Below are 22,140 nucleotides of genomic sequence, written 5' to 3'. Positions count from 1 at the left end.
GGTAACCCCGGGCCACCTGTACACCGCCGATGTACAACTCGCCCACCACTCCCCGAGGCACCGGTTGCATCTGCCCGTCCAGCAGGTAGATGCGGGTGTTGGCGATGGGCTTGCCGATGGGGGTGTTGTCCGGGGTGCTGTGCAATGGCCCGGCGCAATCCCAGGCGGTGACGTCCACCGCCGCTTCGGTGGGGCCGTAGAGGTTGTACAGGCCGACCGTGGGCAACTGCTGCTTGAAGCGCCGCACCAGGCTGCCCGGCAGGGCCTCGCCGCTGCACATCACCTGGCGCAGGCCGCTGCAATCCCGGGTATCGCCATAGGCCAGGAACACATCGAGCATCGACGGCACGAAGTGCAGGGTACTGATGCCTTCATCGCGGATCACCTGGCGCAGGTAGGCCGGGTCCTTGTGCCCTTCCGGGCGGGCCATCACCAGCCGTGCGCCAGTGAACAGCGGCCAGAAGAACTCCCAGACCGAAACGTCGAAGCTGAAGGGGGTCTTCTGCAGCACCGCGTCATCGGCCGTCAGGCGGTACTGCTCTTGCATCCACAGCAGGCGGTTGACCACCGCCCGGTGCTCGTTCATCGCGCCCTTGGGCTGGCCGGTGGAACCGGAGGTGTAGATCACATAGGCCAGGTGCCCGGGGGTCAGCCCGTTGACCCGGGGATTGACCCGGGGCTGGCGCGCCCAGAGTGGCTGGTCCAGGTCCACCCGGGGCACGGTCGGGCTGCCCGGCAGTGCCCGGGTGGCACCCTGCACCAGCAGCGCCTGGGGCGCGCTGTCCTCAAGCATGTAGGCGATGCGTTCTGCGGGGTATGCCGGGTCGATGGGCACGTAGGCGCCGCCAGCCTTGAGGATCGCCAGCAGGCCGATGACCATTTCCAGCCCGCGCTCGACACAGATCGCCACCCGACTGTCCGGCCCCACCCCCAGTTGCAGTAGGTGCCCGGCCAACTGGTTGGCCCGCTGGTTGAGCTGGCGATAGCTCAGGCGCTGCTCACCGGCCTGCACCGCCAGTGCCTCGGGGGTGCGCAGTACCTGGGCCTCGAACAAGCCGTGCAGGGTCTGTTCCAGGGGGTAGTCGCGAGCGGTGGCGTTGACGCCGTGCAGCAGTTGCCGACGTTCGGCGGCGTCCAGCAGCGGCACCTGCTCCAGCAGCATCTGGTCGTCCGTCACCATGGCCTGCAACACCTGCTTCAGGTAACCGACATACCGTCTCATGGTCGACCCATCGAACAGCGCCGTGGCGTACTCCAGGCTGCCTTCGATCCGGTCCTGCACCTCCCCCAGGCTCAGGGACAAGTCGAACTTGGCGAAGTGGCTGGCCTCGTGAATGGCTTCCAGGCGCAGGTCCCCCAGCACCAGTTGCGGCCCGTCGCCGTTCTGCCAGGTCAGCAGGGTCTGGAACAGCGGGCTGTGGGACAGGCTGCGCACCGGACGCAGGATTTCCACCACCTGCTCGAACGGCAGGTGCTGATGGGCCTGGGCCTCCAGGGTCCGGGCCTTGACCTGGGCCAGCAAGGCCTCCACTCGCGGCGCGGCGCCCAGGTCCAGGCGCAGGGCCAGGGTGTTGACGAACAGGCCGATCAGCCCTTCGACTTCGGCGCGCATGCGGTTGGCCACCGGGGTGCCGATCACCACTTCGGCCTGCCCGGACAGCCGCCCCAGCAGCAGTCCCCAGGCCGCCATCAGGGTCATGTACAAGGTGGTGCCATGGCGCTGGCTCAAGGCTCGCAGCCCGGCCGTCAGGGCAGCATCGAGGCGGACTTCGACGCTGCTGCCGGCGTAGTCCTGGTGGGCCGGCCGTGGTCGGTCGCCGGGCAGCATCAGCAAGGGCGGCGCGCCCTCCAGGGCCTGGCGCCAGTACTGCGCCTGCTGCTCCAGCACCGCGCCGCTGAGCCAGCGCCGCTGCCAGTGGGCGAAGTCGCTGTATTGCACCGCCAAGGGCGGCAGCGGATCGGGCAGGCCGCGGCTGAAGGCGGCGTACAGCGCCACCAGTTCCCGGGTCAGCACGCCCATGGACCAGCCATCGCTGACGATATGGTGCAGGGTCAGCAGCAACACGTGATGATCATCCGCCAGGCTGATCAGGCGCCCACGGATCAGCGGCCCGCGCTGCAGGTCGAAGGGCGCCGAGGCTTCTCCTTGCACCAGGGCCTGCAAGGCTTTGTCGGCCTGAGGATGGCCCCGCAGGTTTTCCAGCAGCAGGCCCAGCCCCGCCTCCACGGGCGCGATCAGCACCTCGGCTTCATCAGCGTACTGAGCAAAGCGGCTGCGCAGGGTTTCATGGCGCGCGACGATACGCTCCAGGGCCCGTTGCAGGGCATCGCCATCCAACTGCCCGCGCAAGCGCAGGCCAATGGGAATGTTGTAGGCGGTGTTGGCCCCCTCCATCTGCGCCAGGAACCATAGGCGCTGCTGGGCGAAGGACAAGGGCAACGGCTGATTGCGCGGCGCCGGCAGCAGGTCCGGCAGGCTGCTGCGCTCGGCCCGTTCCAGGGCCTCGGCCACGGCGCTGAGCCGGGCATTGGCGAACAGCTCGGCCAGGGCCAGCTCCACCCCCAGGCGCTGGCGCACCTGGGACAGCATGCGCATGGCCAGCAGCGAATGCCCGCCCAGTTCGAAGAAGTGGTCGTGGCGTCCCACCTGCTGCACCTGCAGCAGCTCGCTCCAGATCTCGGCCAGGGCGATCTCGCTGGCGCCCTGGGGAGCCACGTAGTCCTGGGTCAGCAGTGCATCGAGCTCGGGCCGGGGCAGCGCCCGCCGATCCAGCTTGCCGTTGGCGGTCAACGGCAGCGCCTCCAGGCCCACGTAGGCCGCCGGCACCATGTACTCGGGCAAGCGCCCAAGCAATTGGCTGCGCAACGCCGAAGGGGTCAATGCCACGGCGCCGGTCGCGGTGAAATAGGCCACCAGGCGGGTCTGTCCCGGTCGATCCTCCCGGGCCAGCACCAGCGCTTCCTTGATCCCGGGCAGCCGCTTGAGGCAGCTCTCGATCTCCCCCAGTTCGATGCGCACGCCACGGATCTTCACCTGGTCATCGTTGCGCCCCAGGTACTCGATGCGCCCGTCCGCCCGCCAGCGAGCCAGATCGCCGCTGCGGTACATGCGTGCCCCGGGCTGGTCGCTGAAAGGATCGTCGAGGAAACGCTCGGCCGTCAGCTCGTGGCGATTGAAGTAACCCCGGGCCACCCCGGCGCCGCCCACATAGAGTTCACCGGCCACGCCGATGGGCACCGGCCGCTGCAACTCATCAAGCAGGTAGATCCGCGCGTTGGCGATGGGTCGGCCGATGTCCAGGGGCCCGCCGGCTTCCATCAGCCCGGAAGTCGCCACCACCGTGGCTTCGGTGGGGCCGTAGTTGTTGATCACGGCAAAACTCTGCGGCTGGCTGAACTGCCGCAGGCGGTCGCCACCGATCAACAGGGTGCGCAGCGTCGGATGCCCGAGCGACTGGCTGAAGGCGTATTCCGCCACGGGCGTGGGCAGGAAGCTCAGGTCCAGGGGCTGGGCGCGCCACCACTGCAGCAGTTGGTCGAGGTCCTGGTGACCGATACTGGCCGGCGGCAGGTGCAGGGTCGCGCCCGCGCACAGGGTCGGCCAGAACTCCCAGGCCATGGCATCGAAGCTCAGGCCGGCGACACAGGAAGCATGGCGCCCCGGGCCCAGGTCGAACGCCTGGCAGTGCCAGTCCACCAGGTTCTCCAGGGTGGCGTGTGCCACCATCACCCCCTTGGGCAATCCGCTGGAACCGGAGGTGTAGATCACATAGGCCAGATGCTCGCTGCACAGCCCGGGCACCTGGGGGTTGGCCAAGGACTGCTGCTGCCAGTCCGGCTGCTGCAGATCGATCACCGCACCCGGCGGATCACCCACCAGGGCCCGGGTTGCCCCCTGCACCAGCACGGCCAGCGGTGCGCTGTCCTGCAACAGGTAGGCGATACGCTCCGGCGGATGGCTCGGATCGATGGGCACGTAAGCGCCACCGGCCTTGACGATTGCCAGCAGACCGACGGCCAGCTCCAGGCCTCGCGGTGCACAGATCGCCACCCGGCTATCCGGGCCCACACCCAGCCCGCACAGATGGTGGGCCAGTTGATTGGCCCGGGTATTCAACTGCTGGTAGCTCAGGCTCTGCTCACCGGCCTGCAGCGCCGTGGCGTCGGCTTGCTGCCTGGCATGTACCTCGAAGCGCTGGTGCAGGGTCATGCCCCTGGGGTAGTCCTGCGTACTGGCGTTGAAGGCCTCCAGCAGTTGTCGACGCTCGCCCTCCTCTAGCAGTTGCACCTGGGCCAGCCGTTGCTGATCGTCCGCCACCATGGCCTGCAGTACCTGCACCAGATAGCCGACGTAACGCTGCACGGTCGCTGCATCGAACAAGGCGGTGGCGTAGTCCAGGGCGCCACGGACCTGCCCCTGGCTTTCTCCCAGGCTCAGGGTCAGGTCGAACTTGGCCACCTGAGTGGCCCCGGCCACGCCTTCGAGCGTCAGCTCATCGAGCACCAGGTCCTGGGCGAAATCGTCGAGCCAGGTCAGCACCACCTGGAACAGCGGGCTGTGGGACAGGCTGCGCTGGGGCCGGACGATCTCCACCACTTGTTCGAAGGGCAGGTCCTGATGGGCCTGGGCGGCGAAGCTGCGGGCGCGGACCTGGGCCAGCAAGGCAGCAACGCTCTGCTCGGCGTCCAGGTCCAGGCGCAAGGCCAGGGTGTTGACGAACAGGCCGATCAGCCCTTCCACCTCGGCGCGCATGCGGTTGGCCACCGGAATGCCGATCAGCAGATCGGTCTGTCCCGAGAGGCGCCCCAACAGCAAGCCCCAGGCCGCCAGCAGGGTCGTGTACAGGGTGCAGCCATGGCGCTGGCTGAGGCGCTTGAGCTGGGCGCTCAGCGGCCCATCGAGGAGGATCTCGACGCTGCCACCGCTGAAGTCCTGGTGCGGCGGCCGTGGCCGGTCGTAGGGCAGCGTCAGCAAGGTCGGGGCATCGGCCAGGGTCTGGCGCCAGTAGTCGCCCTGCTGCTGCAGCACCTCGCCACTGAGCCAGCGGCGCTGCCACAGGGCAAAGTCGCTGTACTGCACCGCCAGCGGCGGCAGCGGGTCCGGGCGGCCCTGGCTGAAGGCTTGGTACAGGGCCACCAGTTCCCGGGTCAGCACCCCCATGGACCAGCCGTCGGCGACGATGTGGTGCAGGGTCAGCAGCAGCACATGATGATCGTCCGCCAGGGCCAGCAAGCGCCCGCGGATCACTGGCCCGCGTTCCAGGTCGAAGGCCTGGGCCGCCTCGGCCCGTACCCGTTCGGCCAGGTTCCGGGGTGCGTCCCGCAGGTCTTCGAACCCCAGTTCCAGGGCCTCTTCGATGGCACCGATCAGCACCTGGGGTTGGTCTTCACCCAGGACAAAGCGGCTGCGCAAGGTGGCGTGCCGAGCGACGATGGCCTGCAGCGCCTGTTGCAGCGCCGGGCGATCCAGGCGCCCGCGCAGGCCCAGGCCGATGGGGATGTTGTAGGCACTGCCGGCGCCGTCCATCTGCGCCAGGAACCACAGGCGTTGCTGGGCGAAGGACAGTGGCAGGTCATGGTCCTGGGACGCCGGGAAGATCTCCGGCAACTGGCTGCGGCCGGCCCGGTCGAGCACCGCCGCCACCGCGCAGAGTTCAGCATTGGCGAACAGCTCGCCCAGGGCCAGTTCCACCCCCAGGCGCTGACGCACCTGGGACACCATGCGCATGGCCAGCAGAGAGTGGCCGCCCAGTTCGAAAAAGTGGTCGTGGCGCCCGACTCGCGGCAAGTGCAGCACTTCTTGCCAGATATCCGCCAGGGTGGTTTCGGTGGGCCCCCGAGGGGCCTGGTACTCGCGGCTGATCAAGGCCGCCTGATCCGGCGCCGGCAGCGCCTTGCGGTCCAGCTTGCCGTTGGCGGTGAGGGGCAAGGCGTCGAGCTGCAAATAGGCCATCGGCACCATGGAGTCCGGCAGTTGCGCCAGCAAGTGGGCCCGCAGGTCCGCCACCGATAGCGCAGCAGCCCCCTCGTGCGCAGTGAAATAGGCCACCAGCCGCGGGTTGCCCGGCTGGTCTTCGCGGACCAGCACCACCGCTTCCTTGATCCCGGGGAACGGGTTGAGGCGGCTCTCGATTTCCCCCAGTTCGATGCGCACGCCACGGATTTTCACCTGGTCGTCGTTGCGCCCCAGGTACTCGATGCGCCCGTCCGCCAGCCAGCGGGCCAGGTCACCGCTGCGGTACATGCGCGCCCCGGGCTGGTCGCTGAAGGGATCGTCGAGGAAACGCTCGGCCGTCAGCTCGTCGCGATTGAGGTAACCCCGGGCCACCCCGGCGCCGCCCACATAGAGTTCGCCGGCCACGCCGATGGGCACCGGCCGCTGCAACTCATCGAGCAGGTAGATCCGCGCGTTGGCGATGGGCCGGCCGATGTCCAGGGAGCCGCCCGCCGCTATCGGGCCGGACGTTGCCACCACCGTGGCTTCGGTGGGGCCGTAGTTGTTGATCAGGGCAAAGGGCTGCTGATGACTGAACTGGCGCAGGCGGTCGCCGCCGATCAACAGGCTGCGCAGGGTCGGATGTTGCAGTTCCTGGCTGAAGGCGTACTCGGCCACCGGGGTCGGCAGGAAGCTCACCTCCAGGGGCTGGGAACGCCACCAGGCGAGCAAGGCATCCACGTCCTCGCTACCCTCATGGGCCGGTGCCAGGTGCAGGGTGGCGCCGACGCACAAGGCCGGCCAAACCTCCCAGGCCATGGCGTCGAAGCCGAACCCGGCAAGGCTCGACGTGTGGCTGCCGGCGTGCAGGTCGAAGGCCTGGCAGTGCCAGTCCACCAGGTTGCACAGGGTCCGGTGTTCCACCATCACCCCCTTGGGCAGGCCGGTGGAGCCCGAGGTGTAGATCACATAGGCCAGATGGGCCGGGGTCAGCCCCGCCACTTCAAGGTTGTCCTGTGCCGAGTCCTGCCAGAGACGCGGGTCGAGCTCGATCACCGGCACCGACACGCGCGGCAGGCGCCCCAGCAGATCGGCCTGGGTCAGCACCGCCCGCGGGCCGCTGTCCTGCAGCAGGTAGTCCAGGCGCTCGGCGGGATGAGTCGGATCGATCGGCACATAGCAGGCCCCGGACTTGAGGATGGCCAGCAAGCCCACCAGGGTCTCCAGGCCGCGCCGGGCGACGATGGCCACCCGGTCGTCGGGCTGCACGCCCAGCTCGCGCAATTGCCGGGCCAGCACATTGGCCTGCTGGTTGAGCTGGGCGTAGCTCAGGGCCCGGCCCTGGTACCAGGCGGCCACCGCTTCAGGGGTACGGGCCGCCTGGGCCTGGATGCGCTCATGGATGGTCTGGCCCCGGGGGTAATCCACGGCGCTGTGGTTGAAGCCTTCGAGCAACTGCTGGCGCTGGTCCCGGGACAGGATCGGCAGCTGTTCCAGGGCCAGCCCGGGCGTCTGTTCCAGGGCCTGGGCCAGGTGTTCCAGGGTGCACAGCAGGTAGTCGAGGATCGGTCGCGAATCGACCTGGGTGCTGGCCAGCAAGGTCAGGCCAAAGCCCGCGCCGAGGTCGTCGACACTCAGGGTCAGGGGGTAGTTGGTGCGCTCCTCGGAGTGCAGGGTGCTGATCCCGGCCCAGGCGGCCTGGGCCTCGGTGCTGACGGCGGCGCCGCTGTGGCGGTAGTTGAGCAAGGCACTGAACAGCGGGGTCGGCGCGCTCACGCCACTGCAGCGCTGGGCCAGGGCCAGGGCCGCGTGTTCATGGCGCAGCAAGGTGGTCAGGCGCGCATGGGTGGCCTTGAGGGCCTCATCCAGGGGGCGTTCGTCCACATCCAGGCGAAACGGCAAGGTGTTGATGAAGATCCCCAGGGCCCGGTCGGTGGCCTCGGCGCCCTGCATGCGCCCCATCAGCACCGTGCCGAACACCACCTTGCGCTTGCCCGCCAGGGTCGCCAGCACCCGGCCCCAGGCCAGGTGGAACAGGCTCGCGGCGCTGACCCCGGCCTGCCGCGCCCGGGCCCGCAGGTGCTGGCTCAACGGCTCCGGCAGGGTCAGGCTGGCTTCCTCGATGGCTCGCCCATCGCCCTGCACATCCTGCAGGCCGAACGCCAGGGTCGGTTCGTCGATATCGCCGAGCATCTGCCGGAAGAAGGCCTCGTGCTCCTCTTCGCGGGTGCCCAGCCGGGCCTGGGCCACGTAGTTGCGAAACGCCAGGGCCGGCCCCAGGCGCTCGCCCTGGCCCATGAGCAACGCCTGCATTTCATGGCGCACCACATCCAGGGCGCTGTGATCCAGGGCCATGTGATGGAACAGCAACATGGCGACAATGCGCTGCCCGGCGGCGTCCCAGGCATGCACCAGGCGCAGCATCGGCGCCTGGCTGATGTCCAGGCGAAAGTGGCGGGCGTCGAAACGGCCATGCAACTGGGCCATGACGTCGCCCGCGCCCGGGTCGGTCTCGACCTCCTGGAGCACCAGCGCGGCTTCGCGCCAGACCACCTGCATCGGCTGCTCCAGGCCATCCCAGAGCACCGCGGTGCGCAGGATATCGTGGCGCGCAATGACCCCGCGCAAGGCCTCGGCAAAGGCCTCCAGGCGCTCGCGGCTGGCGAAGGCAAAATGCGCCTGCATGACATAGGGATCGCCCTGCACGGCACTGACGTGGTGATAGAGAATCCCCTCCTGCAGCGGCGCCAGAGGGTAGATGTCCTGCACGTTGGCCACCCCGCCCGGCACCGTGGCGACAATGCGCTCGATGGCCTCCTGGCTGAGGTCGGCCAGGGGCAGCAGGTCCGGGGTGATGTGGCGGGTCGCCGGGGTGATGCCGTTGGCCGGCACCTGGACCTGCCCGGCCTTGGTGGCCGAGTATTTCCCGGCCTTGATCAGCTCGATCAGTTGCGGTTTGTATTCCCGCAGCCGGGCCAGCAGGGCCGGTTCGCTCAAGGCCTGCTTGTTGCCCTGGACCACCAGTTGCTCGCCCTTGAGCACCAGTTGCACGTCTTTTTCCTTCAGTGTCGCCAACAGTTCGGTCACGCTCACAGGACGATCTCCATTCGTTCGGTCATTGCCGCGTAGCCCGCCAGGGTCGGTTGTTCGAACAGCGTCCTGACATCGGCTTCCATGCCTTCTTCGCGCATCCGGCTGATCAGGCTCACGGCCAGCAGCGAATGCCCGCCCAGTTCAAAGAAGTGATCGTGGCGCCCCACCCGCTCCACATTGAGCAACTCGGCCCAGAGCCGGGCCAGGGTGATCTCCGTGTCTCCGATGGGCGCCTCGTATTCGCGCACCAGGGCCGCGTCGCGCCCCGGAACCGGCAGGTCCTTGCGCGCCAGCTTGCCGTTGGGGCTCAAGGGCAGCGCCTCCAGGTGCACGAACAAGGCCGGCACCATGTAGTCCGGCAGGTGCTCGCGCAACTGCGCCCGCAGGCTGTCGATGGGCAGTTGGCCGTGCGTTTCGTGGCGGGTGTAGTAGGCCACCAGACGCAGATCCCCGGGCACATCTTCCCGGGCCAGCACCACCGCTTCCTTGACCCCGTCCAGCTGGGTCAGGCGGGCCTGAATTTCCCCCAGCTCGATGCGCAGGCCGCGGATCTTCACCTGATCGTCGTTGCGCCCCAGGTACTCGATAGCGCCGTCGGCCCGATAGCGACCCAGGTCGCCAGTGCGGTACAGGCGCGCTCCAGGCGCCTCACTGAACGGGTCCTTGAGGAAGCGCTCGGCGGTCAGTTGTTCACGGTTGAGGTAACCCCGGGCCACCTGCACCCCACCGATGTACAACTCGCCCACCACTCCCCGAGGCACTGGCTGCATGTGCCCGTCCAGCAGGTAGATGCGGGTGTTGGCGATAGGCTTGCCGATGGGGGTGTTGTCCGGGGTGCTCTGCAGCGGTCCGGCGCAATCCCAGGCAGTGACGTCTACCGCCGCTTCGGTGGGGCCGTAGAGGTTGTACAGGCCGACCTGAGGCAGCTGCTGTTTGAAGCGCCGCACCAGGCTGCCCGGCAGGGCCTCGCCGCTGCACATCACCTGGCGCAGGCCGAGGTCCTCCACTTCCTGACCATGGGCCAGGAACACATCGAGCATCGACGGCACGAAATGCAGGGTACTGATGCCTTCATCGCGGATCACCTGGCGCAGGTAGGCCGGGTCCTTGTGCCCTTCGGGGCGGGCCATCACCAACCGTGCGCCAGTGAACAGCGGCCAGAAGAACTCCCAGACCGAAACGTCGAAGCTGAAGGGGGTCTTCTGCAGCACCGCGTCATCGGCCGTCAGGCGGTACTGCTCCTGCATCCACAGCAGGCGGTTGACCACTGCCCGGTGCTCGTTCATCGCGCCCTTGGGCTGGCCGGTGGAACCGGAGGTGTAGATCACATAGGCCAGATGGCTCGGGCTCAGTCCAGGGTGTTGCGGATTGGCCTGGGGCGCCTCGCTCCAGACCCAGCGGTCGAGTTCCACCAGAGGCACTTTCAGCTCGCCCGGAAGGGGCCGGCCGCCAGCCTGCACCAGCACCGCCAGGGGCGCGCTGTCCTCAAGCATGTAGGCGATGCGTTCTGCGGGGTATGCCGGGTCGATGGGCACATAGGCGCCGCCGGCCTTGAGGATCGCCAGCAGGCCGATGACCATTTCCAGGCCGCGCTCGACACAGATCGCCACCCGACTGTCCGGCCCCACCCCCAGTTGCAGCAAGTGCCCGGCCAACTGGTTGGCCCGCTGGTTGAGCTGGTGATAGCTCAGGCGCTGCTCACCGGCCTGCACCGCCAATGCCTCGGGAGTGCGCAGTACCTGGGCCTCGAACAAGCCGTGCAGGGTCTGCTCCAGCGGATAGTCCCGGGTCGTGGCATTGCAGGCGTGCAGCAACTGCCGGCGCTCCTCCGGCGGCAGGATCGGCACCTGGCGCAAGGGCCGCTGCGGCGCCTGCTCCAGGGTGTCCACCAGGGCGTGCAGGGCCTGCTCCATGTAGCCGCAGATGCGCTCGGCGCCGATCCGCGCCAGGGTCATGGCGGTCAGCCGGAAGCCCTGGCCCAGGTCATCGACGTTGAGGCTCAGGGGGTAGTTGGTGCGCTCTTCGCTGCGCAGGGTCTGGATGCCTTGCCAGGCCTGTTGCATGGCTGGGCTCGGCGCTGCGTCGCTGCCGTGGCGGTAGTTGAGCATGGCGCTGAACAGCGGCAGCGGTGCGGCCACGGCGCTGCAACGCTGGGCCAGGGCCAGGGAGGCATGCTCGTGCCCCAGCAAGGCGCTGAGCCGGGCATGGGTCGCCTTGACTGCCGCCCGGGTGCCGCTGTGGTCCAGGTCGACCCGCAACGGCAAGGTGTTGATGAACATGCCCAGGGCCCGGTCGGCCCCCAGTCCGCCTTGCAGGCGTCCCAGCAGCACGGTGCCGAACACCACCCGCTCCTGGCCCGAGGTGACGCTCAGGACCCGGGCCCAGGCCAGGTGGAACAGGCTCGCGGCACTGACCCCCAGCAGCCGCGCCTGGGCCCGCAGGCGCGCGCTCAGGTCGGCGTCCAGCGCCCGCTGCAACTCTTCAATGGCCTCACCGTCGCCCTGCACGTCCTGCAGGCCGAACGGCAGGGTCGGTTCGTCGATGTCCCCGAGCATCTCGCGGAAGAACGCCTCATGCTCCTCGCGACTGCCCCCCAGGCGGGCCTGGGCCACATAGTTGCGATAGGGAATCGCCGTGCCGGCAGGCTCCTGCCCCAACAGACAGGCCTGGATTTCCTCGCGGACCACCTCCAGGGCGGTGTGGTCCAGGACGATGTGATGGAACAGCAGGATCGCCACCGTGCGTTGCCGGACCGGGTCCTGGGCATGGACCAGGCGCATCAACGGCGCCTGGGTCAGCTCCAGGCGCCAATGCCGGGCATCGAAGCGAGCCTGCAACTGCTCAAGGATGTCGCCCTCGGCCGGGTCGAGGATGACCTCCTCCACCGCCACCCGGGCCCGGCGCCAGACCACCTGCAGCGGCTGTTTCAGGCCCTCCCAGAGCACCGCGGTGCGCAGGATGTCGTGGCGCTCGCCCACGCGCTGCAAGGCCTGGGTGAAGTCTTCCAGGCGCTGTCGGTCGGCGAAGGCCAGATGGGATTGCAGCAGGTAAGGATCACCCTGGCGGGCGCTCAGGTGGTGATAGAGGATGCCCTCCTGCAATGGCGCCAGGGGGTAGATGTCCTGCACGTTGGCCACCCCGCCCGGCACCGTGGCGACGACGCGTTCGATGGCGTCCTGATCCAGTTCGATCAGCGGCAACAGCTCGGGGGTGATGCGCTGGCAATCGGCGCCGATCAGATTGGCCGGCACCTGCACCTCGCGACCGCTGCCCACCGCAGCGGCCAGGGCCGCCAGGGTCGGCTGGTTGAACAGCACTCGCACATCGGCGCCAAGGCCGATCTGGCGCATGCGCTCGATCAGGCTCACCGCCAGCAGCGAGTGCCCGCCCAGCTCGAAGAAGTGATCGTGGCGCCCGACCTGCTGCACCTGCAGCAGCTCGCTCCAGATCTGCGCCAGGGCGTTTTCCACCTCGCCCTGGGGCGCTTCGAATTCGCGGCTCAGCCAGGCGTCCTGATCCGGTTGTGGCAACGCCTTGCGATCGAGCTTGCCGTTGGCGGTCAGGGGCAGCGCCAGCAAGCGCACATAGGCCACCGGCAGCATGTAGTCCGGCAGCCGGCCTTGCAGATGGTCGCGCAAATCCTGGAGATCCAGCTCCTGGTTGGAAACCTCGGCATGCTCGGTGAAGTACGCCAGCAAACGCCCTTCGCGCACCAGCACCAGGGCTTCCTTGAGGGCCGGATGGCTCAGCAGCGCCGCCTCGATTTCGCCCGGCTCGATGCGCATGCCACGGACCTTGACCTGATCGTCGTTGCGCCCCAGGTAGTCAAGGCTGCCGTCGGCACGCCAGCGGGCCAGGTCGCCCGTGCGATATAGGCGCGCCTGGGGCTCGGCGCAGAACGGGTCGTCGAGGAAACGCTCGGCCGTCAGCGCGTCGCGATTGAGGTAACCCCGGGCCACCCCGGCGCCACCTACGTAGAGCTCACCGATTACCCCCAGGGGCACCGGGCGCTGCAGTTCGTCCAGCAGGTAGATCCGCGCATTGGCCATGGGCCGGCCGATGTGCAAGGAGCCGCCCACTGATATTGGGCCGGACGTGGCCACCACCGTGGCTTCGGTGGGCCCGTAGTTGTTGATCACGGCAAACCCCGGATCGGCCGGGAACTGGCGCAGGCGGTCGCCGCCGATCAGCAAGGTGCTCAGGGTCGGGTGACCCCGGCCCTGGCTGAAGGCGTACTCGGCCACCGGGGTCGGCAGGAAGCTGATATCCAGGGGCTGGGCCCGCCACCAGCCGAGCAAGGCGTCAAGGTCCTGGCTGCCGACCTCGGCCGGTGGCAGGTGCAAGGTGGCGCCGCTGCACAGGGTCGGCCAGACCTCCCAGGCCATGGCGTCAAAACCCAGGCCGGCGACGCTGGAACTGTGGCGCCCCGGCCCCAGGTCGAAGGTCGCGCAGTGCCAGTGCACCAGATTCTCCAGGCTCTGGTGCTCCACCATCACGCCCTTGGGCTGGCCGGTGGAACCGGAGGTGTAGATCACATAGGCCAGGTGCGCCGGGGTCAGCCCCGGCACCTGGGGATTGTCCAGGGGCGCCTGCTGCCAGACGCAGCCGTCCAGGTCGATCCGCACCAGGCCTGGCGTGCCCGGCAGCTCGCGGGTTGCGCCCTGCACCAGCACCGCCAGGGGCGCGCTGTCCTGCAGCAGGTAGGCGATGCGCTCCGGCGGATGGCTCGGGTCGATGGGCACATAGCTGGCTCCGGCCTTGAGAATCGCCAGCATGGCCGTCAGCAGTTGCGGCCCCCGTGGCAGGCACAGCGCCACGCGCTCGTCGGGGCCGGCCCCCAGCTCCAGCAGTTGCCGGGCCAGTTGATTGGCCCGCTGATTCAGTTGCCGGTAGCTCAGGCGCAATGGCCCTTGCACCAGGGCCACGGCCTCGGGCGCGGCCTGCACCCGGGCCTCGAACAGGCCGTGCAGGGTCTGTCCACGGGGATAGTCGGCGGCGCTGGCGTTGAAGCCTTCCAGCAACTGCTGGCGCTCCGCCGTCGGCAATACCGAGAGCTGCACCAGGTCCAGGTCCGGACTCCATTCCAGGGCATCGGTCAGTTGCTCCAGCACCTGGAGCATGTAGCCGGCCATGCGCTGTGCACCCATCGCCGGCAGCGCCAGCAGCGACAGGCTGAAGCCCTGGCCCAGGTCGTCGACGCTCAGGCTCAGCGGATAGTTGCTGCGCTCCTCGCCCCCCAGCAGCTCAATCCCCTGCCAGATATCCAGGCCAGCGCCGCGTCCGGCGTCCGCCACGCTGTGCCGGTAGTTGAGCAAGGCACTGAACAGCGGCGAGCTGGCCGGCACCCCGCTGCAACGCTGGGCCAGGGCCAGGGACGCATGTTCATGAGCCAGCAGGGCACTGAGCCGGGCATGGGTCGCACGGACCCCGGCCCGCACGCTGCCGGCGTCCACATCCACCCGCAGCGGCAAGGTATTGATAAACACCCCCAGGGCCCGGTCGGCGCCCTCACCGCCCTGCATACGCCCCATCAGCACGGTGCCGAACACCACGTGCCGGCGATTGGAGACCTGCCCCAGGACCAGGCCCCAGGCCAGGTGCATCAACGCCGCGGCACTGACCCCCAACTGCCGCGCCTGCTCGCGCAGGCGCAGGCTCAGGGCGTCGGGCACAGGCACCCGGGCCTCTTCGATATCCCGGCCATCGCCCTGCACATCCTCCACGGCAAAGGCCAGGGTCGGCTCGTCGATATCACCGAGCATCTGCCGGAAGAACCCCTCGTGCTCCGCCTGACCGGCGCCCAGTCGAGCCTGGGCCACGTAGTTGCGATAAGGCATCGGGGTGCCCAGGCGCTCGTGGTGGTTGAACAGCAGCGCACGCATTTCCTCGCCGATCACCTCCATGGCGGTGTGATCCAGGGCCAGGTGGTGGAACAGCAGGATCGCCAGCACCCGCGACTGCCCCGGGACCCGGGCATAGACCAGGCGGATCAGCGGCGCGCGGGTCAGGTCCAGGCGCCAGTGGCGGGCGTCGAAACGTTGCTGCAGTTGTTCGAGCAGATCGCCGTCGGCCGGGTCCAGGACCTGCTCCAGAACCTGCAGTTCGGCCTGCCGCCAGACCACCTGCAGCGGCTGCGGCAAGCCCTCCCAGAGCACCGCGGTGCGCAGGATGTCGTGACGCTGGATGACCTGTTGCATGGCCCCGGCAAAGCGCTGCAAACGCTCCAGGCTGTCGAAGGCCAGGCGCGATTGCAGCAGGTAGGGATCGCCCTGTTCGGCACTCAGGTGGTGATAGAGAATGCCCTCCTGCAGCGGCGCCAGGGGGTAGATGTCCTGCACATTGGCCACGCCCCCGGGGACGCTGGCCACCACCCGATCGATGGCCTGCTGGTCCAGTTCGATCAGCGGCAGCAGCTCGGGCGTGATGCGCTGGCAATCGGCGCCGATCAGATTGGCCGGCACCTGCACCTCGCGACCGCTGCCCACCGCGGCGGCCAGGGCCGCCAGGGTCGGCTGGCCAAACAGCACCCGCACATCGGCGCTGAGGCCGATCTGGCGCATGCGCTCGATCAGGCTCACCGCCAGCAGCGAGTGCCCGCCCAGCTCGAAGAAATGATCGTGACGCCCGACCCGCTCGACCTTGAGCAGTTCGCTCCAGATCCGTGCCAGGGCCGTCTCCACCTCGCCCTCGGGGGCGACGAAGCCACGGCTGAGCAGGGCCGACTGATCCGGCGCCGGCAGGGCCTTGCGGTCCAGCTTGCCGTTGTTGGTCAGGGGCAATGCATCGAGGCGCACATAGGCCAGGGGCACCATGTAGTCCGGCAGTTGCTGTTGCAGCGCCTGGCGCAGGGATTCGGCGGACGGCTCAGGGGTGTCGGCCTGCACGCTGTAGTAGGCCACCAGGCGCTTGTCCCCGGGCTCATCCTCGCGGGCCAGGACCACGCCTTCCTTGACCCCGGGACAGCTCAGCAAACGCGCCTCGATCTCGCCCGGTTCGATGCGCAGGCCGCGAATCTTCACCTGATCGTCGTTGCGCCCCAGGCACTCCAGCACACCGTTGTCCAGCCAGCGACCCAGGTCCCCGGTGCGGTACAGCAGCGCCTGTGGCTGGTCGCTGAAAGGGTCGCGGATGAACTTCTCGGCGCTCAGTTCGGGACGGTTGAGGTAACCCAGGGCCACGCCATCGCCACCGATGACGATCTCGCCCTGAGCCCCCAGGGGCACTGGTTGCTGGTGCTGATCCAGGACATACACCCGGGTATTGGAGATCGGCCGGCCGATGGCCACGTGCTCGGCGTCGACCGCCAATTGCCGGACCTCATGGGTGGTGGCGTAGGTGGTGGTTTCGGTGGGGCCATAGCAGTGCACCAGGCGCAGTTGCGGCGCGTGCGCCAACAGCCGGCGGAAGGCCGCCGGGTCGGCACGCTCGCCGCCGCAGAGGAGAATCCGCAAGCCCTTGAGGGCCTCGGGAATCAGCTGCACATACTGGTTGAACAGCGCCGTGGTGACGAACAGCACCGTGGCCCCCAAGGTGCTCAGGGCCTGGCCGAAACGCACCGGGTCCAACAGGATGTGGTGATCGATGACCAGCACCCGCCCGCCGTTGAGCAAGGCCCCCCAGACGTCCATGGTGCTGGCGTCGAAGGCCGGGTTGGAGGCGAAGACCACCCGATCCTCGGGATTGAAATCGGCATAGCCGTTGTTGATTACCAAGCGGCTGATGGCCCGGTGCGGCACCCGTACCCCCTTGGGCGTGCCGGTGGAGCCGGAGGTGTACATGATGTACGCCACGCTCTCGGAGGACTGGGGCAGGTCCGGGTTGTGGGTGGGCAAGGCACTCAGCCGCAGGCGATCCAGGTCCACGCGCCGGGCCGGGCAATCCAGCACCTCGTCGCTGCGGGTCAGCAAGACCACGCTGCGGCTGTCGCTGACCATGAAGCCCTGGCGCTGGGCCGGGGCATGGATATCCAGGGGCACATAGGCCGCGGCGCACTTGCTGATGGCCAACTGGCTCAGCAACAGGTCCAGGGAGCGTGGCAACAGAATCGCCAGGTGATCCCCGGGCTGTACCCCCAGCTCCAGCAGATGGTGGGCCAGCTGGTTGGCCCGGGTATTGAGTTCGGCGTAGCTGAGCAGCGCATCGCCCTCCACCGCCGCCACCCGCTGCGGATGGGCCTGGGCCTGGGCTTCGAACAGTTGGTGCAGGGTCTGTCCGCGCGGATAGTCACGGGCCGTGGCATTGAATTCCACCAGCAGTTGCCGGCGTTCGGCCGCGGGCAGCAGCGGGATCTGTTGCAGGGCCATGTCCGGCGTCTGCTCCAGGGCCTGGGCCAGGTGCTCCAGGACGCATTCCATGTAGCGGCAGACCCGCTCGCCATTGACCTGGGCCACCGCCTGCAGGGTCAGGCGCAAGCCCTCGCCGTCATCGTCGATGTTCAGCGCCAGCGGGTAGTTGCTACGCTCTTCGGACGCCAGCACGCGAATGCCGTCCCAGGCCGCCGGCCCCTGGTCCCCAGCGGCTTGCTGGGGGCTGTGACGGTAGTTGAGCAGGCTGTTGAACAGCGGCTGCGCCGCCGGTACGCCACTGCAACGCTGGGCCAGGGCCAGGGAGGCGTGCTCATGCCCCAGCAGTTGCGCCAGTTGCTGATGGGTATGGCCCAGGGCCTCTGCCACGCCCTGGGGGCCCAGGCCGATCCGCAGTGGCAAGGTATTGATGAACATGCCCAGGGCGCGGTCGGCCCCCGCCCCGCCGTGCATGCGGCCCAGCAGCACGGTGCCGAACACCACGTCGTCGCGACCGGACAGCGGTCCCAGGACCCGGCCCCAGGCCAGGTGCATCAGGCTGGCGACACTGACGCCAAGGCTGCGCGCCTGCTGGCGCAAACGCCGGCACAGTGCCGGTTCCAGCCGCAGTTGCTGCTCGCGGATGCCGCTGCCGTCGCGATCGACGTCCTGCAGGCCGAACGCCAGGGTCGGCTCGTCGATGTCCCCCAGCATCTGGCGAAAGAACGCCTGATGTTCCGGTTCGCCAAGCCCCAGGCGCGCCTGGGCCACATAGTTGCGGTAAGGCACGGCAGGCGACAGCTGCGCGCCGTGGCCTTGCAGCACGGCACTGATCTCTTGCACCAGCACCTCAAGGGAGCTGTGGTCCAGGGCCAGGTGATGCAGCAACAGAATGCCCAGCCAGCGCTGCGGGTCAGCATCCCGGGCACAGACCAGGCGCAGCAAAGGTGCCCGGCCCAGGTCGAGGCGATAGTGACGAGGGTCGAAACCGGCCTGCAGTTGCCCGAGGATCGTCCCCCGGGCGGGGTCCAGCTCCAGCACTTCCAGCTCCAGGGGAGCCTGGCGCCAGACCACTTGCACCGCCGCGTCGAGGCCTTGCCAGACCACGCTGGTGCGCAAAATGTCGTGGCGCTGGATCACCTGCTGCAAGGCCAGGGTAAAGGTCTGCAAGACGTCGTCGCTGGCGAACTCGAACTGCACCTGGAGCACATAGGGATCGCCCTCGGTGCTGCTCAGGTGGTGATACAGGATGCCCGCCTGCAAGGGAGCCAGGGCATAGATGTCCTGAACGTTGGCCGCGCCACCGGGCACCTGGGCCAGCACCCGGTCGATGGCCGCTTGATCGAGGTCCGCCAGGGGCAGCAGCTCTGGCGTGATGCGCCGGCAATCGGCAGCGATCCGGTTGGCCGGCACCTGCACCTCGCGCTGCCCACCCACGGCGGCCGCCAGGGCGGCCAGGGTCGGCTGGCCGAACAGCACCCGCACATCGGCGCACAGATCCACCTGGCGCATGCGCTCCATCAGTTTGACCGCCAGCAGCGAATGGCCGCCCAGCTCGAAGAAATGGTCCTGGCGCCCGACCTGGGGCACTTGCAGCAACTCCTGCCAGATCTTCGCGATGGCCTGCTCCACCTCGCCCTGGGGCGCTTGATAGTCGCGTCGGGCCAGCGCGGCGCTGTCCGGCGCCGGCAGGGCCTTGCGGTCGAGCTTGCCGTTGGTGGTCAGGGGCCAGGCCTGCAGCAGCACGAAGGCACTGGGCAGCATGTACTCCGCCAGGCTCTGGCGCAGTTGCTCACGCAGTTGCGCGGCGCCCGGGGCCGCTCCCGGCCGGGGAATCACATAGGCCACCAGGCGCTTGTCTCCCGGGCTCTGTTCCCGGGCGATCACCACCGCCTCGCCCACCCCGTCGCACGCCGCCAGCCGCGCCTGGACCTCCCCCAGCTCGATGCGGAAACCGCGAATCTTCACCTGATCGTCGTTGCGCCCCAGGTACTCCAGGCTGCCATCGGTGCGCCAGCGGGCCAGGTCGCCGGTCTTGTACAGCCGCGCCCCCGGTCGATTGCTGAAGGGGTCGGCGATGAAGCGCTCGGCGTTGAGTTGATCACGGTTGAGGTAACCCCGGGCCACCCCGGCGCCCCCCACATACAGCTCCCCCACCACCCCCGTGGGCAAGGGCTCGCGGCGGGCGTCCAGCACATAGAGTTGCAGGTCGGGAATCCGTCGGCCGATGGGGCTGCTGCCCACCCATTGCGCGTCCGCCGCCTGCAACGGCCGGTAGGTCACGTGCACCGTGGTTTCGGTGATGCCGTACATGTTCACCAGTTGCGTGCCGACGTTCTCCAGCCGGGCGTACCAGGGCTTGAGCATCCCCGGCTCCAGGGCTTCGCCGCCGAAGATCACCTGGCGCAGGGAGTGCTTGAGCCCGCTCTGGTCCTGGGCCGCAATCAGCGAGCGGAAGGCACTGGGAGTCTGGTTGAGGATGCTCACCCGGGCCTCGCACAGCAGTGCGTAGCAAGCTTGCGGGGAACGGCTGACGACCTGGGGCACCACCAGCAACTGGCCGCCATGGATCAGGGCGCCCCAGATCTCCCACACCGAGAAGTCGAAGGCGAAGGAGTGGAACAGCGCCCAGACGTCGCGCCAGTTGAAATCGAACCAGTCGCGGGTGGCGGAAAACAGCCGGGCGACGTTGCGGTGTTCCACCATCACGCCCTTGGGCAGGCCGGTGGAGCCGGAGGTGTAGATCACATAGGCCAGGTTGGCCGGGGTCAGCCCCGGCACGTCGGGGTTGTCCGGGGACTCGTGGGCCAGGGTGCGGCTGTCGAGGTCGATCAGCGGCACCCGCAGGTCGGCCACCAGGGCCTGGGTATCGGCCTGCACCAGCAGTGCCACCGGGGCGCTGTCCTCCAGGGTGTAGGCGATGCGTTCCCGGGGATAGGCCGGGTCGATGGGCACGTAGGCGCCACCGGCCTTGAGGATGCCCAGCAGGCCGATGATCATTTCCAGGCCGCGCTCGACGCAGATCGCCACGCGCTGGTCCGCACGCACCCCCAGCGCCAGCAAGCGATGGGCCACCTGATTGGCGCGGCGGTTGAGCTCGCCGTAACTCAGGCGCTGTGCCTGGAAAAGCAGCGCCGGCGCCTCGGGCTGGACCCGGGCCTGGGCCTCCACCTGCTGATGGATCAGCGGGCTGTCGGGGTACTGCCCCAGGGGCGTGTTCAGGCCCTGCAGCAGGTAACGCCGCTCGCTGGCCGGGAGCATTTCCAGGCTGTACAACGGCGCCTCGGAATTTGCCTGCAGGGCCAGGGCCAGGCTTTCCAGGGTGGTCAGCAGGTAGCCGCTGATGCGCTCGGCACCCAGGCTGGCGTCCACCAGGGCGGTGATCTGCAGGTCCTCGCCCAGATCGTCGATGTTGACGGTCAGCGGGTAGTTGGTGCGCTCCTGGGCACCCAGTACCTGGATGCCCGGCACCAGCTCCTGGACCTGGTCGCCATCGGCCCGGTGGCTGTGGCGGTAGTTGAGCATGGCGCTGAACAGCGGGGTCGGCGCACTGACTGCGCTGCAACGCTGGGCCAGGGCCAGGGAGGCGTGCTCATGGGCCAGCAAGGCGCTCAGCCGAGCATGGGTCGCCAGCACCCCGGCGCGCACGCTTTGCGCTCCCACATCCACCCGCAGCGGCAGGGTGTTGATGAACATGCCCAGGGCCCGCTCACCGCCCTCGCCCACCTCCATGCGCCCCAGCAGCACGGTGCCGAACACCACCGCCTCGCGCCCGGACAGCTGGCCCAGGACCCGGCCCAGGGCCAGGTGCATCAGGCTTGCCACACTCACCCCCAGTTGCCGGGCCTGGCTGCGCAGGCGCTGGCTGAGCTGGCGATCCAGAGGCAGCCGGTGTTCTTCAATGCGGCCGGTTGCGCCCTGCACATCCCCCAGGCCGAACGGCAGGGTCGGCTCATCGATATCCCCGAGCATGTCGCGGAAGAAGGCTGCGTGGCGCTCCTCGCTCTGCCCCAGGCGGGCCTGGGCCAGGTGGTTGCGAAACGGCACCGGCAGCGGCAACTGCTCGCGCTGGCCCAGCAGACAGGCCTGGATTTCCTGGCGCACCACATCCAGGGCGGCGTGGTCCAGGGCCATGTGATGGAACAGCAGCAACGCCACCTGGCGCGAGTTGATCGGGTCCTCGGCGTGCACCAGGCGCAACAGCGGCGCCTGGCGCAGGTCCAGGCGGAAATGCCGGGAATCGTAGCGCTGCTGCAACTGGGCCAGGGCATCGCCCCCGGCGGCGTCCAGCGGTAGGGCTTCACACTGCAGCGGCGCTTGGCGCAGGACCACCTGCAGCGGTTCATCGAGGCTTTCCCAGACGATCGCGGTACGCAGGATGTCGTGGCGCTCGATCACCCATTGCAAGGCCTCGGCAAAGGCCTGCAGCCGTTGCCGGTCGGCAAAGGCGAAATGCGCCTGGAGCACATAGGGATCGCCCTGGGGCGCGGACAGGTAGTGATAGAGCATGCCCTCCTGCAGCGGCGCCAGGGGGTAGATGTCCTGCACATTGGCGGCGCCCCCTGGCACGCCGGCGACGATGCGGTCGATGGCCGGCTGCTCCAGTGACACCAGGGGCAGCATGTCCGGGGTGATCCTGAAGGCCGGGCTCAGCCAGTGGCCGCCCTGTTCGCTCACCTGCTGCAGAAGCTGCGCCTTGTGCTGGATCAGGCTGTCCCAGAGTGCGTCGTCCAGGGCCTCGTCATCGCCCTGCACCAGCAGATCCTCGCCGTCCCGTTGAAGACGGATCGCGAGGGTCGAAAGAACGGCCATCAATTCGCTGAACTGCAT

2 protein-coding genes (1 of these 2 only partly in view) are annotated in these 22,140 nt (G+C 68.6%); both read right to left on the bottom strand.

The window, feature by feature from the left end; all coding sequences use genetic code 11:
• Nucleotides 1–9,028: the 5' portion of a non-ribosomal peptide synthetase gene (locus tag PQT43_RS27525; protein WP_272755154.1), read on the bottom strand. 5,696 nt of this gene lie to the left of the window's left edge; only the first 9,028 of its 14,724 coding nucleotides appear in the window; its start codon is at nucleotides 9,026–9,028; its stop codon lies beyond the left edge, outside the window.
• Entirely contained in the window at nucleotides 9,025–22,140 is a 13,116-nt protein-coding gene (locus PQT43_RS27520) for a non-ribosomal peptide synthetase (RefSeq protein WP_272755153.1), read from the bottom strand. Before PQT43_RS27520 ends, PQT43_RS27525 begins: the two co-directional genes overlap by 4 nt.

This window comes from Pseudomonas sp. BLCC-B112, from assembly GCF_028550695.1.
In the GTDB taxonomy this organism is placed as follows: Bacteria; Pseudomonadota; Gammaproteobacteria; order Pseudomonadales; family Pseudomonadaceae; genus Aquipseudomonas; species Aquipseudomonas danubii.
The sequence above is the reverse complement of the archived record's forward strand: the minus strand, read 5'-3'. Positions and strand labels throughout refer to the sequence as shown.

What these genes read in the sequence shown, in the direction of transcription:
- PQT43_RS27520 (WP_272755153.1), bottom strand. Translation starts at nt 22,140, where the DNA reads ATGCAGTTCAGCGAATTGATGGCCGTTCTTTCGACCCTCGCGATCCGT.